The sequence below is a fragment of the Lactobacillus melliventris genome, assembly GCF_013346935.1.
Classification (GTDB): domain Bacteria; phylum Bacillota; class Bacilli; order Lactobacillales; family Lactobacillaceae; genus Lactobacillus.
Window position 1 is genome coordinate 324,503 of sequence record NZ_JAAEEB010000001.1, and the last position, 16,327, is coordinate 340,829.

Consider the following 16,327-nt stretch of genomic DNA (forward strand, 5'->3'; position numbering starts at 1 on the left):
TCAAATCTTGTCTTTTGTTTGGCTAATTAATCTAGGAAATCACGTAATTGATTTGACCTACTTGGATGTCTTAGTTTACGTAAAGCTTTAGCTTCAATTTGACGAATACGCTCTCTCGTAACTCCAAACACTTTACCAACTTCCTCAAGTGTTCTAGTACGACCATCATCCAAGCCAAAACGTAATCTTAAAACGTTCTCTTCACGATCAGTTAAAGTGTCAAGCACTTCTTCTAATTGTTCTTTGAGCATTTCGTATGAAGCATGTTGTTCAGGACTAGTTGCATCCTTATCCTTAATAAAGTCACCTAAATGTGAATCATCCTCTTCACCAATAGGAGTTTCCAAAGATACTGGTTCTTGTGCAATTTTTAAAATGTCCCTAACTTTAGAAGTAGGCATGTCCATTTCTGCCCCGATTTCCTCAGGAGTTGGTTCACGTCCTAAGTCCTGCAACAGTTGTCTCTGAATTCTAATCAACTTGTTAATTGTTTCAACCATGTGGACCGGAATTCGAATAGTTCTAGCTTGATCAGCAATTGCACGGGTGATAGCTTGTCTAATCCACCAAGTTGCGTAAGTTGAGAACTTGAAACCTAGGCTGTAATCGAATTTATCTACTGCCTTCATCAGACCCATGTTACCTTCCTGGATAAGGTCCAAAAATGACATACCACGACCTACATAACGCTTAGCAATAGAAACCACTAAACGAAGATTGGCCTCAGCCAATTCTTGTTTAGCTTCTTCATCACCTTTTTCAATCCTTTTTGCCAAAGAAATTTCTTGATCAGCATTTAGTAAGGGTACGCGGCCGATTTCTTTCAGATACATTCTGACCGGATCATTCATTCTGACACTTGAAGGTGCCGACATATCTTTTAATTCAGCCTTTTCAACATCTTTTTGCTTTTTTAAAGCTAATCTCGAAGGATTACCCTTCTCGTCAACAATGCTAATGCCATTATCTTCAAATTCCTGAACTAATTGGTCAACTGCTTTTCCCTGTAGTTTATAGGGCTTAATCAATTGAGCAACGAATTCTTTTTCAGTAATAGATTTATCTTTTTTAACATCTTTAACTACCTTTTTGACCATTTTGTCTAAAGATAATTTTTCGGTGTTAGCGGTTTTTCCATTTTCTACCACAATAAGCCCCCCTTTAACCCTGGATCCTTTTTAACTGCAAAATTTTACGAGTAATACTTAATATTTCATCCGTATCAGTTTTACGTTTAGCATCTTGTAAATCATTCATTAGTTGCTGTAGTTTAAAATCAATTTTACGCCTGTTTAAAGCATTAATTTGCTCATCGATTTCGCGGTCTGAAAAATCCTGGGGCATGTCTGTCATTTCAGCATTAACTATTATACCTTGAAGTTCACTAGGAATAAAATCTAAAAAACTATTAACTCCCGGATTTTCTTGATTTTCACTAAAATTTAACCATAATTCCGCTAATTTTTGATATTTGGGATCTGGAAATAAAAATTGGTGCGATAATAAATATTCACGAGCATGTTTTGAATGAATAAATAAATATAATAACCGAGTTTGAACAGGATCATTTTTACTATAATTCTGTTCAGGTTCAACAGGAGAATCAGGATAATTATTATTTGCTTCTTCAGGTTGCACACCATAATTGTTTTGGTGTCTTCTAGCCGCATTTTGCTGTCTGCGATATTTGGTAAAATTAACTTTGAGTGAATCCTTAGAAACACCTTGTTGTTGCGAAATCTTATCCAAATATAGATCTTGCTCTACTGGATTAGACAATTGAACAATCTCTTTCACTGCTTCGTCGAGATAAGCCAATTTTTCGCGGTCATTTGCTAAATTATATTTTTGAGCCAACCTTTTAAGAAAAAAGTCTGTAGGAGTTAAAGCACCCTTAACTTCTTCCTGATATTTTTCCCAACCATATTTCTTTACATATTCATCAGGATCCAGCTTTTCCGGCAGCACTACTATCCCTAAATTAAAACCACCAATGCTATTAAACATTCTGGCTGCACGTTCTTCAGCGTGTATTCCTGGATCGTCTCCGTCATAATTAATAATGATATTTTTAGTGATCCTGCGTAACATATAAATTTGTTGATCAGTCAAGCTGGTTCCCATCGAAGCTATACCGGATTTAATTCCTGCTTTATAGGCCGCAATTACATCCATGTATCCCTCATACAAAATTAAATGCTTTTCGCTGCGGACTGCTTTTTTTGCTTCCGCAAAATGAAAAAGAGTTTTAGATTTAGTAAAAATTTTGGTTTCAGGACTATTAATGTATTTAGCTTCTGTTTTATCTTGCGAAAGCCTTCTACCAGAAAATCCAACCACATAGTCGCCTTCATCAGTGAGAGGAAACATCAGCCGATCTCTAAAGCGATCAAATAATTCACCAGTCTGAGATTGCACAAATAAGCCACTCTCAGCCAAATCTTCATCTTTAAATTTCTGGTCTCTTAAATAAGTCAAAAGCAAATTGTTTTGTTTAGGAGCATAACCAATACGAAAATGAGCAATTATTTCATCGTTAAGACCACGTTGTTTAGCATAATTATATCCTGGTCTACCAGCATTGGTTGAAACTAATACTTTATGATAAAAATCGGCAGCCTCCTCATTAATTTTTATTAAAATATTGGAAAACTTTGGTTTTTGGTTATTATATTGTCCGATATCAATATGACCAAAATCAGCAACTTTTTGAACACTCTCAGGAAATGTGAGATTTTCTTTATACATTAGAAAAGAAAACACATTACCACCTTTGCCACAGCCAAAGCATTTAAAAAATTGTTTCCCTTCATTAACAGTAAAAGAAGGAGTTTTTTCTTCATGAAATGGACAAAGACCAACATAATCTTTGCCTTTCTTTTCTAGAGAAACATACTGGCTTATGACATTTACAATATTGACATTATTACGAACTTTAGCAATAGTTTCTTCAGGTATAAGACCGGCCATCTTTGCACCTACTTTTTATTTAATAACTAATTTGCTTAAATCACCCAATCGCTTTGAAAGTTGTGCCACATCACTTAGCTGTGCCAAACGATTATTTTTAACAGCTTCATCTTTAGCCATAATCATATTAGTTTCGAAGTAAAGATCAATTACTGGCTGTAATTTCACAAATCCGTCATAAAGATCTGCTAATTTATCAATTTTACTTAAATCGTTAACGCCCTCGGAAAGTTGGATTTCGGTATCGTTATCAAATAAGTCCTTGTTAACAATATTCTTACCTTTATATTTTGCCTTTTTCAAAATATTATTAATTCTAATTAAACTTTCTACTACTGGTTTGAATTTATCATCATCATGATGTAATTGCAAAACTTTTGCTGCAGCTAAAATTTGTATTGGATCCTGCTGACTTGAAGCTAAAACTGCATCAATTATGTCATATTTATAATTATTTTTCTGTAAGTACTGTTTAATACGATCACGAATAAATAAAGAAATCTCTTCTTCCTGCTCAGCTTTTTTAGGCAGCTTAGCCGGAGTTTGATTTTCAAGAGCCGACACAATCTCTGGTAAGACATCATTAAAAGGTAATGACCAACTCTGGTTTATTAAAATGCGCACAATACCATAAGCATAGCGGCGAAGAGCGTAGGGATCATTGGATGAACTAGGGATCATACCCACAGCAAAGAAGGTAATTATAGTATCTAATTTATCTGCAATAGATAACAAGGAGCCTACAGTTGTTTGGGGCAAATTTCCTTCTGAAGTAGTTGGCATATAATGTTCTGCAATTGCTGCGGCAACATCATCCTTTTCACCAGCCAATTTGGCATAATGCTTGCCCATGACACCTTGCAATTCAGCAAATTCTCCTACCATTTGAGTTACCAAATCAAACTTATATATTTGGCTAGCACGATCGAAATCACTGACAACTTGCTTATCTAGGTGCCATCTTTTTGCTAAGAAATCACCAATGATATTGACACGCTTCATCTTCTCAGACATTGAGCCAATTTTGTCATGAAACGAAACATTGTCCAATTTTTGTACAAAGTGACTTAGAGGATATTTTATGTCTTCATCATAGAAGAATTGCGCATCATCAAGTCGTGCTACCAAGACCTTTTCATTTCCTGAAACCACATTTTCTAAGTAATCTTTATTACCATTGCGCACAGCAATAAAATGATTAATTAATTCTCCATTTTGATCATAGACTTCAAAGTAACGCTGATTATCCTTCATCGAAGTGATAAGAACTTCTTTGGGCATCTGCAAATACTTTTTAGCAAAAGAACCTGCAAAAACAGTAGGATATTCAACTAAATTTGTTACCTCTTCAAGTAAACTTTCATCAGGTTTAATTTGCCAATTATTTTTCTTAACCAATTTATTCATTTGGTCAATGATCATTTTCCGACGTTTATTTGCGTCAACAATCACAAATTGATCTTTTAACGCATCTTCATAGTCGGAACTATTGGCTAAAACTACGCTATCTCCCAGAAAACGATGCCCTGCCGTCTTTCTACCAGCTGTAATGTCAAGAATTTTTACGGGTATTACATCACTGCCATATAGTGAAACAAGCCAGTGAATAGGACGGACAAATTCGAAATCGTGAGAATCCCACCGCATTTTTGTGGGAAAAGTCATAGACTTAATGATTTCACTCATTCCCAAAAGGATATCACTTGTTTTTTTACCCTCTTTTTTTACATGCACGTAAGCGTATTCCGTACCTTTTAATTTGTCAAAATAAATATCGTCAGTGGTCATTCCTTGGCCACGGGCAAATCCCTGTGCGGCTTTGGTCCAATTTTTATCTTTGTCAAGAGCAATTTTCTTTGCAGGTCCCTTTTTTATTTCATCAATATCTTCTTGTTTTTCCGCCAAAGCTTCAACTAAGACAGTTAGTCTCCGAGGCGTTGAGAAAGTTTTAGTACATTTAAATTTAAGACCTTTTTCTTTAAGAAACTTTTCTGTTCTTTGCGCAAGCTGTTTAACACTCCGTTCAACAACATGAGCCGGCATTTCCTCAGTACCAATTTCAAATAAATAATCTTTAGCCATTTTCAAGTCCCGCTTTCTTATCTTCTGCTTTTTTCAATAACGGAAAGCCTCTTTTTTCGCGTTCTTCTACAAAACATACCGCTACTTCATGAGCCAAATTTCTAATTCGAGCTAAATAACCCGCTCTTTCAGTAACTGAAACAGCTCCCCTGGCATCAAGCAAGTTAAAAGTGTGTGAACATTTTAAAATATAATCGTACGCTGGTTGAACTAAGTTTAGGCCGATTAATTCTTTAGCTGTTTTTTCATAAACATCAAAAAACTGTAAAAGATCTTCCTGATTTGATTCTTCAAAAGCATACTTGGAGTTTTCATATTCAGCTTCTTTAAATATATCACGGTATAAAACACCATTGCCCCATTCTAGGTCAAAAACAGAGTTGACATTCTGTATATATGAAGCTAATCGTTCCACTCCATATGTGATTTCACTCATTGTGGGTTTAACGTCAAGTTCACCAACGGTTTGAAAATAAGTAAACTGACTTACTTCCATTCCATCAAGCCAAACTTCCCAACCAACACCGGCACAGCCCATTGAAGGGTTTTCCCAGTTGTCTTCTACAAACCTAATGTCATGCTCAAGTGTATTGATACCTAGTTCTTTTAAGCTGTCTAAGTAGTATTGTTGAATATTTTCCGGTGCAGGTTTTATCACCACTTGGAATTGATGATGTTGAAACAATCTGTTAGGGTTATCACCATACCTGCCGTCAGCCGGACGTCTTGATGGCTCGACATAACATGCAGCCCATGGTTCTGGTCCCACAGCGCGTAAAAAAGTATAGGGACTCATTGTTCCTGCTCCCTTTTCAACATCGTAAGAGGGCATTACCATGCAGCCCTTTGAAGACCAAAATTTTTCTAATTTAAAAACCATATCTTGAATAGTTAATTTTTTCTTTGCCATTTATATTTCCTTCCTGCATCAGACCATAAAAAAAGCCTATGCAAAACATGCATAGGGACGAGATTTAATCGCGGTTCCACCCTAATTCAGGAAATAATTCCTGCTCTTAATTAAATTGACTAGAGGTGCCTTTTCCCAGATGCTCTCCCACTGTTTAGCACTCGCTTAACAGGTACTTTTTTTATCCTCATTATCGCCAAAATACATTATTATTTTACCATAAAATTCAGTGAAGCAGAAGACTCACTCGTTTAATTTAAGTTCATCTAAAAACTTTTTAGTTTTGAGGTTAAGATCAATTGTTTCCTGATATATGCGGTCAATAGCCTTACGGGTCGCCGTTTTGGTAGCAGTATTTATTTTGATGTCGCCTAACCGTTCAAAAGGAAGTAAAAAGATCGTTCTTAAAACAGCAGTTTCCTTTGGTTTTAAATGTAATCGGCCAGGATCTGTATCAAAATGCTGACTACATAAAATGCCACCACTTTTAATGGAATAATCAAATTCGCCTTGTTCTTTACCACAAATAACGCAATGACGCATTTCTGGCTCAACACCATAAGCTTGCAATAATTGCATTTGCACAATTTGGGTGATCATTTCAGGATCAGTTCCAGCGTTAATTTTTTGTAACGCAAAATTTGCCAGATTATAGTATTTACCCAGATTTTGATATTCAATAAAAGCATGATCTATCAAATCAAGGATAAAAGAAGCATATGCATTTTTAGTTAAATCACTAAACAGGCCATCAAATTGACTGACGTCTTTATAAGTTCTGAGCGTACTTAGACCGTGACCAGTAAAATATATGACATAAGTGCCATAGGAAAAATTAAGTAAAGATGCACCTAGTTTTGATTTTGGCTTAAGTGCTCCATGAGCAAGTAGAGTAATTATTCCATTATTCTTGGTCATTATTTTTGCCAATAAATCTGCCTCACGGTATTTTTGCCTTTTAAAAATAATTCCCTGCACTTCTTTTAATTGTCGTGCCATTTTAGCTAAAATCCTTGGGATTATAGCCTATTTGCTTTAAAAAGCGTGGATCAGAACGCCAATTATGTTGAACTTTAACCCAGAGATGCAAATTGACTTTTTCACCTAACAAATCTTCAATTTGATGTCGGGAATTAATGCCAATCTGCTTCAGCATCTTTCCGCTTTTGCCAATAATAATTCCTTTTTGACCATTCTTTTCAACATAGATGGTAGCTTCAATTTGCAGTTTATTATTTTCATGCTTATTCATTTGTTCGACCCAAACAGCAGTAGCATGAGGAACTTCTTCAGCAGTCAGGTTTAAAATTTGTTCACGAATTAATTCTGCTACCATGAAATATTCAGGGCGATCAGTTATTTGATCTGTTCCATAATATTTAGGTCCTACAGGTAAATATTGATGCAACACCTGAATCAGATCACTAATCCCTATTCCCTGCGTTGCAGAAACTGGCAAAAATTCCTTAAAAATGTCCAGTTGACGGTATTGATCAATAATTGGTAACAGTGCGTTGGGATTAACCTGATCTACTTTATTAATAAGAAGCAAAACTGGAACCTTCGCTTTTTTCAACAAATCAGTAATATAAGCATCACCTTTGCCCATTTTTTCTGGTTCAACCATAAATAAAATGAGATCGACATCGTTTAAGCTAGACAAGCTGGCTTTATCCATATAATTATCTAAATCAAGGTGGGGCTTAAATATACCGGGAGTGTCAACAAAAACCGCCTGCATATCATCAGTGGTTAAAATGCCAGAAATCTTGTTACGCGTAGTCTGAGGTTTACTTGAGGTAATAGCAACTTTTTGACCTACTAAATAATTCATTAGGGTAGATTTACCAACATTAGGTCTTCCTAATAAAGCAACAAAACCAGATTTATTTTTTATATCATCAGTCATTATTTTCCTCTGCCTTCATCAAGTTGATCCGGATATAGTGGCAACCCATATTCTTCTAAAACTTTACCCTGAATTTTAAACATTACTTTTGCTTCATTTGGTTTAATATGATCATACCCATTAAGATGCAGAAAGCCGTGAACCAAGGTATAACCAAATTCGCGGTCCCAACCTGTACCATAATCCTTACTATGACGCATAATTACACTCGGACACATAAATAGATCGCCTATATCCTCACTGAATTCTGGATCATCTTCAAATGTACTGTAATCCAACAGGTCTTCACCATCTTCAATGGCAAACGAAATAACATCAGTCGGTCTGTCTTTGTCACGATATTTCTTATTAATTTCATTGCTTTTCTCTTCATCAACAAAATTAATACTCATTTCCAAGTTATTCTTTTTAGCAATATCATTTTTAGCAAGCAAAAGAAGGTCATTAATCCATTTCTTCCAATCACGCGTTTTATCATCAAGAAAACCAACTTCATCATTGAAAGTAATATCAATTGGGTTCATTAATTTTATTTATCTTCCTTTTCATATGCATTAATAATCTTGGCAACAACCGGGTGACGAACAACATCGTTAGCTGAAAACCAAATAAATTTTATTTCAGCAATATTTTTTAAAATTCTCTGGGCATCAATTAATCCACTACGTTGTTTTCCAGGAAGATCAACTTGAGTCATATCACCATTAACAATCATTTTTGAATTGAAACCCAGTCTTGTTAAAAACATTTTCATTTGAGCATCAGTGGTATTTTGAGCTTCATCTAAAATCACAAAAGCATCGTCCAAAGTGCGTCCGCGCATATAAGCCAAAGGAGCTACTTCAATAACTCCCCGTTCCATTAAATGATCAGTAGTATTTGTTCCTAATATAGCATAAAGAGAGTCATAGATTGGCCTTAAGTAAGGATCAACTTTTTCTTTTAAATCACCAGGTAAAAAGCCTAATGACTCTCCTGCTTCAACAGCAGGCCTAGTTAATACAATTCTAGAAACTTCTCCTCTTTTAAAAGCAGCAATTGCACATACCACCGCTATAAATGTCTTACCAGTACCGGCAGGACCAATACCAAATACAACATCATTTTTTTCAATTGCTTCTACATACTTTTTCTGACCCATATTTTTAACTCTAATCGGTTTGCCTTTAGCATCCCGAATTAAAATCTTTTTGTATAAGTCAGGAAAATATTCCGTAGTACCTTTATCGGCCATTTTCATGGCACTCACAACATCAGCGGGACCAATGTTGATATTGGCATTAACTACATTATCCAAAGCTTGCAGAACAGCTGATACTTTCTTGATATTTTTATCTTCACCCTGAATGGCAATGCTATTACCAGTGTCAATTACACTAGTATTATAGCCAGTTGATAAAAGATTCAAGTTACTATCATTAACTCCAACTAGTTTTTGGATATTTTCAGGATTTTTAGGAATAAAATTGGTTTGGGCCAAATAACTCTGCTCCTTTTCTTGCGTTTAACTTAACTGCTTACGCACCGCATTAGAAGCTGCTTTACCATCAGCTTTACCTTTTATTTTAGGCATCAAAGCTTTCATCACTTTGCCAAAATCGGACTTGCCCTTAGCTTCAGTTTCAGAAATTGCTTGGGAAACAGCCTGGTTGAGCTCTTCATCTGTCATTTGCTTGGGCAGATAATTTTCAACAATAGCTAATTCCTGTTTGGTTTCTCCTACTAAGTCGTCTCTATTAGCCTTAGTAAATTCTGCAATTGATTCTTCACGCTGCTTCTTTTCTCTGCTGAGAACTGTCAGTTCTTCATCAGCGGTTAAATCATGACCAGCTTTAATCTTTTCATTCATCAAAGCTGCTTTTATCATACGCACTGTGTTTAATTTTACTTTATCACGTGCTTTCATTGCGTCTTTCATATCTGACATTATTTGCTCAGACAAACTCAAATAAATTCCCTCTTTCTGTGTAAAGTCTAGGTAAATTATATCAAATTTGAACCTTAGTTTAAATTAAATGATGCCTTAAACTTTTGATATTTGTAATGAAAAAAACGACTTCTATCTTTTGATAAAAGTCGTTTATAATTAATAATGTCTACGTTTACGAGCTGCTTCAGACTTGAGTTTCCTACGAACGCTAGGTTTTTCATAGAACTCGCGCTTACGGTATTCTTGTAGAGTACCGCTTCTAGAAACGGAACGTTTAAAACGACGAAGAGCATCATCAATAGACTCGTTTTCGTGAACGACTGTCTTGGCCATATGTGATCCCTCCTTCCATTTCTTGACGTTACCGTCATACATTTAACTAAATTATATCAAACATCAACAATCGGTCAATACAAACGTTCAATATTTTTTAGAAAAAAGTTAACCTGTTAATGACTTTTGTTAAATTGTATAATAAATTAAAAAAGGAGTAAATGATGGCTGAAGCGACACCAAAAAAAGAAGTTAACATTATAATTATTTCAGATTCTGCAGGAGATACAGCGTTCAATAATGCTGTAGCTGCCGCAGCACAATTTCCTGACGCGCAAATCACTTACAGAAGATATCCTTTCATAATTAACAAAGAAAAATTAGAGGAGACTTTTGAAGAGATAATACAATACCCTAATTTGTTACTTATTTACAGCCTGGTAAAAGATGAAATGCAAATACCAGTTATTCGCTTTGTCAGAGAACATCACATCGAAAGCGTAGATATTCTGTCGCCTGCAATTGAGTCTATCCAAAAATTGACTGGTCTTAAACCTGAGCAAAAAATTGGTGCACAACACAAAATGAACCAAAAATACTTCGATCGGATTTCTGCAATGGAGTTTGCTGTAATGTACGATGATGGGAAGGATCCTAAAGGGTTTTTGGAAGCAGATGTTGTTCTGCTGGGAGTTTCAAGGACTTCAAAAACGCCTTTATCTTTATTTTTAGCAAACAAAAATTTGAAGGTAGCGAATTTACCGCTGGTGCCTGACACCCATATTCCTAAAGAAATATATCAAATTGATCCTAAAAAGATTATTGGTTTGACTAACGATTTATCCGTTTTAAATGAAATTAGGCGTGAAAGAATGATTTCTTATGGTTTGAGTCCTGATACGTCTTACTCTAATACTGATGCGATTAAAAAGGAATTGGATTCTGCGCAAAAACTCTATGATAAATTAGGCTGTTTTGTAATTAACGTTGCGCACCGCTCAATTGAAGAAACAGCAGCTATCATAATGAATCATTTAGGAGTCCAAAAATAATTTCTAGTGAAATTTTTAACTGATAATGGCTTATTTAAAAAAGCGCCAAGTTTAAGAATATCTAGGCTGATTAATTGCAGTAAGGTGGCTCAAAAAATAAAATAGAAGTAGGCAATAACAGATTTTAGTTCATAGAAAGGGCCAAATTATGCAAGCAAATAATGAAAAACTAGATACTGCGATTTTCGCTGGTGGGTGCTTCTGGTGCATGGTTAAACCTTTTGATTCACTGCCTGGAATTAAGAAAGTGATTTCTGGATATACAGGAGGTCATGTCCCAAATCCTACTTATGAGCAAGTTTGCACTGGAACTACTGGTCATACAGAGGCAGTGGAAATAACTTTTGATCCTGAAATTATGTCGTATCAGAAATTATTGGACTACTATTGGCAAGTAACGGATCCTACAGATGCAAGCGGACAATTTCAGGATCGTGGAGATAACTATCGTCCAGTAATCTTTTATAATTCCCCTGCTCAAAAAGAAGCAGCTGAAAATTCAAAAGAAGCTTTACAAAATAGCGGCAAATTTGATGCCCCCATTGTTACTCAAATTGAACCTGCTAAACCGTTTTATCCGGCAGAAGATTACCATCAGGATTTTTACAAAAAAAATCCTTTCCGGTACAATCTTGAAGAGTCTGGTGGTAGAGCAGATTTCATAAAAAAACATTGGCAGAATTAATCAAAGTTTTGACCAAAAGTGCTTTAAATTTTACGTAGTTGTGTTAGTATACTTAAGAAAAATACTAGTTTTTATATTTAATATAAAAACTAGTATTTTATTATTTTATAAAAATTAATTAGAGTGCTTAATAAAAAGGATTTATTAACAATGGATCAACTTGACGCGTTCAATCGGCGGTATAACCTACTATCAAAAATTTCTGCATCTTTTTTTTATTCATTAGCGGTTGCCGTAGCTTTAAATTTCTTTTGGACACCCGGCCACATGTACTCCTCGGGGGTTACTGGTTTTGCACAATTGATTAACACTATGAGCGAGCGGTTTTTGCCCTTTACCTTGTCAACTTCAGTCCTCTACTTTGTTCTTAACTTGCCCCTACTTCTTTTAGCGTGGATAAAGATTGGCCATAAATTTACCTTCTTTACCATTATTACTGTCATACTTGGTTCAATTATGATGAGAGTCATTCAACCGGTGAATATGCATATTGACCCTCTTGTCTGTGCTATTTTTGGTGGTATGATCAACGGACTGGGAACAGGTTTTGCTCTAAAGAATGGTATTTCAACTGGCGGACTGGATATCATTGGAATAGTAATTCAAAGGAAAACGGGTACTAGTTACGGTAAAATCAGTATTTTAATTAACCTGATTATTATTGCTGCTGCGGGTTTTGCTTTCGGCTGGACCCGTGCCCTTTATTCAGCTTTGACAATTTTCATCAATGGCCGTGTAATCGATGCTGTATACACTCAGCATCAAAAATTACAAGTCACAATTGTTACAGAAAAGCCTAAAACAATCATTGATGGCATTCAAGAAAAAATGCACCGGGGCATCACTATCTTTCATGATGTTGAGGGTGCATACAGCCATAACGAGAAAAAAGTTCTCATTACAGTTATTGATAGATATGATATGTATGACGTTTTACATATTGTTAAAAAAAGCGATCCATATGCTTTTATGAGTGTTACCGAAGTAGAACGAGTTTATGGCAGTTTTAAGGAGCAAGAAATAGTTTAGAAAATAAAAATGATAATTCATCAGGCCTTTAATGAAGGTATTATTAAGACTAAAATTAAGTTTTTAGATTTTAGCTATGGACAAACTTTTAATACTTAATCGAAAACCTGTTTTTAAAATTTATCTCAATCCTTTTCTTTTTTATTACTCTTCCTACTATCAAGTTATGATATACATTCTGTACGAATTTTAAAAATGGCTTTACTTAGATAAATTAATCTAACCCGAATGTTTTATTTAGTCAATAAAAAGGTCGCACTCAAATTAAATAATATCGTGCGATCTTAGTAAAATTATTTTTATTTATATATTGTACTGTCTATTATCTTTTATTTTTGTTTACACCTTTGCCTGGAGCTTCATCTTCTGATAAGTTGCTTGGCAATGGATTTAATTTAAATGCCTCATCTGAACGCGGTGAACTTGTGTTGATCTTGCTATTAGATTTATGCAAAGTTACTGTCCCCCATGCTGGTACTGTTACTTCTTGCCACTTCACTGCTTGTCCACTTATAGCTACTGCGGCTTTCAATGCCTTTCCTGTAGGATTATACAAGTGTGCCGCAATATCTCCGTTTGGTGCTAAAAAGGCTACAGATCCAATGCCGCCAGTATATCCATCTTGCGTATACGTTGTTGATCCTATGACTTTAGATCCCGGCTCAACATCTTGACCAAAGTTACGCAACATATAATATTCCAGATTGCGTTGAACTTTACCTGTCTTGTGGTCAATTGTAACAACTCCGCGACGTCCTGTAGATCCAACCATATTAGGTAGTCCGCGTTCATCCAGAGCCATATTCCATAAAATAATTGATGATGTGCCTTGGCGTACCAGCCAGTTACCAATTAAGCCCATCATAATATGCGATGCATCCTCTGGAGTTTCTTCTAGCATGCAGCGACGTTCAGTCATAGATGATTTCCAGTTAGGAAAGGCCCGACTACCTTTAAATAAATTACTGTAAGGCCCATCATAGGTGTGAAAAGCAAACCCATCAAACGCGGTAGCTTGTTGCGGGGTTATCTGCTCTGCTAGGTTAGTGTTTAACACATTAAAACTGCCATCCCAGAAATAAATCTTAGTGTCAGGGAAAGACTTGTCTAAGGCAGGACGTAAATACTTGTATCCAAAATTAGCTATTTCAGGAATTGTCCAAATCATAGCTGGCCAGGCAGCCGCATTAGACGGTTCATTTTGAATAGTTAACGCATAAATCGGTATACCTAGTTTTTTATATGCTTCCAGATACTTGACAAAGTATTGGGCATACACGCCTTCAAAAGTATCTTTATCATCATAGCTGTATCCTGTATACTCACCAAACCGTAAGTGTCCACCCATCTTCAATTCGCCAGTATTTTTCATCCAAGCTGGCGCTGACCATGGAGAAGCCATGATTTTCACTGCTGGATTAATTTGTAAAATTTCTTGTACTACTGGTACGATATACTTCAAATCTTTTGTCGCATTGGGTGCTCCAGGGGTACCCTCACCAATTGAAAACTTGGCAAGATTAGAATCATGCTCTCCAAATGGAACGTCATCATATGTATAATATGGTTGGCTAGCTGGTTCACAAGATCCTAGGGGAATACGAATCATGGAATAAGCACCCTGCTCAGGATCAAACAATTCATGTAGTAAAGCGCTACGTTGTTCTTTACTCTGTTTCCAAATTAATGAGGCTGCGGCATCCGTAATAGCAGCACCTGCACCTAACCAATCTTGATGCTTATCGGCAGGATCAATAATGATTTTATAAACATCCTTTTGAACGTTGTCCTGTAATTGCGGCGTATTTAAAGGCGTACGCTTCTGCGAAAGATCACCAGCTGTGACTGTCCAAAATTCTTGCGAAAATTGATTCGATTTATTAATATTTGACATAATTTTCCTCCTATATTATCTTTTATTTTTGTTTACACCTTTGCCTGGAGCTTCATCTTCTGATAAGTTGCTTGGCAATGGATTTAATTTAAATGCCTCATCTGAACGCGGTGAACTTGTGTTGATCTTGCTATTAGATTTATGCAAAGTTACTGTCCCCCATGCTGGTACTGTTACTTCTTGCCACTTCATTGCTTGTCCACTTATAGCTACTGCGGCTTTCAATGCCTTTCCTGTAGGATTATACAAGTGTGCCGCAATATCTCCGTTTGGTGCTAAAAAGGCTACAGATCCAATGCCGCCAGTATATCCATCTTGCGTATACGTTGTTGATCCTATGACTTTAGATCCCGGCTCAACATCTTGACCAAAGTTACGCAACATATAATATTCCAGATTGCGTTGAACTTTACCTGTCTTGTGGTCAATTGTAACAACTCCGCGACGTCCTGTAGATCCAGCCATATTAGGTAGTCCGCGTTCATCCAGAGCCATATTCCATAAAATAATTGATGATGTGCCTTGGCGTACCAGCCAGTTACCAATTAAGCCCATCATAATATGCGATGCATCCTCTGGAGTTTCTTCTAGCATGCAGCGACGTTCAGTCATAGATGATTTCCAGTTAGGAAAGGCCCGACTACCTTTAAATAAATTACTGTAAGGCCCATCATAGGTGTGAAAAGCAAACCCATCAAACGCGGTAGCTTGTTGCGGGGTTATCTGCTCTGCTAGGTTAGTGTTTAACACATTAAAACTGCCATCCCAGAAATAAATCTTAGTGTCAGGGAAAGACTTGTCTAAGGCAGGACGTAAATACTTGTATCCAAAATTAGCTATTTCAGGAATTGTCCAAATCATAGCTGGCCAGGCAGCCGCATTAGACGGTTCATTTTGAATAGTTAACGCATAAATCGGTATACCTAGTTTTTTATATGCTTCCAGATACTTGACAAAGTATTGGGCATACACGCCTTCAAAAGTATCTTTATCATCATAGCTGTATCCTGTATACTCACCAAACCGTAAGTGTCCACCCATCTTCAATTCGCCAGTATTTTTCATCCAAGCTGGCGCTGACCATGGAGAAGCCATGATTTTCACTGCTGGATTAATTTGTAAAATTTCTTGTACTACTGGTACGATATACTTCAAATCTTTTGTCGCATTGGGTGCTCCAGGGGTACCCTCACCAATTGAAAACTTGGCAAGATTAGAATCATGCTCTCCAAATGGAACGTCATCATATGTATAATATGGTTGGCTAGCTGGTTCACAAGATCCTAGGGGAATACGAATCATGGAATAAGCACCCTGCTCAGGATCAAACAATTCATGTAGTAAAGCGCTACGTTGTTCTTTACTCTGTTTCCAAATTAATGAGGCTGCGGCATCCGTAATAGCAGCACCTGCACCTAACCAATCTTGATGCTTATCGGCAGGATCAATAATGATTTTATAAACATCCTTTTGAACGTTGTCCTGTAATTGCGGCGTATTTAAAGGCGTACGCTTCTGCGAAAGATCACCAGCTGTGACTGTCCAAAATTCTTGCGAAAATTGATTCGATTTATTAATATTTGACATAATTTT

The 16,327-nt window shown here is 36.2% G+C and carries 15 protein-coding genes; 3 read left to right on the top strand and 12 right to left on the bottom strand.

Going from position 1 to position 16,327, the window contains the following annotated elements:
• Positions 1-26 precede the first annotated feature (26 nt).
• The 10 genes from rpoD to rpsU form a co-directional block, all read right to left on the bottom strand.
• Positions 27-1,148 (bottom strand): RNA polymerase sigma factor RpoD, encoded by a 1,122-nt coding sequence (gene rpoD / locus GYV61_RS01515; RefSeq protein WP_084619548.1) that lies wholly within the window; start codon positions 1,146-1,148, stop codon positions 27-29.
• A gap of 13 nt (positions 1,149-1,161) precedes the next feature.
• Positions 1,162-2,970: a DNA primase gene (gene dnaG, locus GYV61_RS01520; RefSeq protein WP_174794488.1), complete on the bottom strand. Its 1,809-nt coding sequence runs from the start codon at positions 2,968-2,970 to the stop codon at positions 1,162-1,164.
• Positions 2,971-2,985: 15 nt separating this feature from the next.
• Positions 2,986-5,052 (bottom strand): glycine--tRNA ligase subunit beta, encoded by a 2,067-nt coding sequence (gene glyS / locus GYV61_RS01525; protein ID WP_174794489.1) that lies wholly within the window; start codon positions 5,050-5,052, stop codon positions 2,986-2,988.
• Complete coding sequence (gene glyQ, locus GYV61_RS01530; protein WP_046324875.1) at positions 5,045-5,962, bottom strand: glycine--tRNA ligase subunit alpha; 918 nt, start codon at positions 5,960-5,962, stop codon at positions 5,045-5,047. The genes glyS and glyQ overlap by 8 nt, the downstream gene beginning before the upstream one ends.
• A 243-nt stretch (positions 5,963-6,205) precedes the next feature.
• Positions 6,206-6,961 (bottom strand): DNA repair protein RecO, encoded by a 756-nt coding sequence (gene recO, locus GYV61_RS01535; protein ID WP_174794490.1) that lies wholly within the window; start codon positions 6,959-6,961, stop codon positions 6,206-6,208.
• Position 6,962: 1 nt separating this feature from the next.
• Positions 6,963-7,871, bottom strand: coding sequence for a GTPase Era (gene era / locus GYV61_RS01540; protein WP_046324877.1), 909 nt, complete (start codon positions 7,869-7,871; stop codon positions 6,963-6,965).
• Entirely contained in the window at positions 7,871-8,395 is a 525-nt protein-coding gene (gene ybeY, locus GYV61_RS01545; RefSeq protein WP_174794491.1) for an rRNA maturation RNase YbeY, read from the bottom strand. The genes era and ybeY overlap by 1 nt, the downstream gene beginning before the upstream one ends.
• A 5-nt stretch (positions 8,396-8,400) precedes the next feature.
• On the bottom strand, positions 8,401-9,351 hold the full coding sequence (locus GYV61_RS01550) for a PhoH family protein (protein ID WP_110446122.1): 951 nt from the start codon (positions 9,349-9,351) through the stop codon (positions 8,401-8,403).
• Positions 9,352-9,375: 24 nt separating this feature from the next.
• The gene (locus GYV61_RS01555) at positions 9,376-9,819 is read right to left on the bottom strand and encodes a GatB/YqeY domain-containing protein (RefSeq protein WP_046324880.1); all 444 of its coding nucleotides are present in this window, start codon (positions 9,817-9,819) and stop codon (positions 9,376-9,378) included.
• Between the two features lie 138 nt (positions 9,820-9,957).
• Positions 9,958-10,134, bottom strand: coding sequence for a 30S ribosomal protein S21 (gene rpsU / locus GYV61_RS01560; protein WP_009560161.1), 177 nt, complete (start codon positions 10,132-10,134; stop codon positions 9,958-9,960).
• 164 nt (positions 10,135-10,298) lie between these two features.
• Between rpsU and GYV61_RS01565 the strand changes: the two genes are divergently transcribed.
• The 3 genes from GYV61_RS01565 to GYV61_RS01575 all read left to right on the top strand — a co-directional run bounded on the left by GYV61_RS01565 (position 10,299) and on the right by GYV61_RS01575 (position 12,840).
• Positions 10,299-11,126, top strand: a complete 828-nt coding sequence (locus GYV61_RS01565) for a pyruvate, water dikinase regulatory protein (protein ID WP_174794492.1) — start codon at positions 10,299-10,301, stop codon at positions 11,124-11,126.
• 148 nt (positions 11,127-11,274) lie between these two features.
• Positions 11,275-11,811: a peptide-methionine (S)-S-oxide reductase MsrA gene (gene msrA / locus GYV61_RS01570; RefSeq protein WP_174794493.1), complete on the top strand. Its 537-nt coding sequence runs from the start codon at positions 11,275-11,277 to the stop codon at positions 11,809-11,811.
• Between the two features lie 150 nt (positions 11,812-11,961).
• Positions 11,962-12,840, top strand: coding sequence for a YitT family protein (locus GYV61_RS01575; protein WP_046324883.1), 879 nt, complete (start codon positions 11,962-11,964; stop codon positions 12,838-12,840).
• A gap of 322 nt (positions 12,841-13,162) precedes the next feature.
• On the opposite strand, the gene GYV61_RS01580 is transcribed toward GYV61_RS01575, so the two are convergent.
• Together GYV61_RS01580 and GYV61_RS01585 are read right to left on the bottom strand one after the other, a co-directional pair.
• Complete coding sequence (locus GYV61_RS01580; RefSeq protein ID WP_174794494.1) at positions 13,163-14,734, bottom strand: glycoside hydrolase family 30 protein; 1,572 nt, start codon at positions 14,732-14,734, stop codon at positions 13,163-13,165.
• Positions 14,735-14,749: 15 nt separating this feature from the next.
• Positions 14,750-16,321: a glycoside hydrolase family 30 protein gene (locus tag GYV61_RS01585; protein ID WP_174794500.1), complete on the bottom strand. Its 1,572-nt coding sequence runs from the start codon at positions 16,319-16,321 to the stop codon at positions 14,750-14,752.
• Between the last annotated feature and the right edge of the window lie 6 nt (positions 16,322-16,327).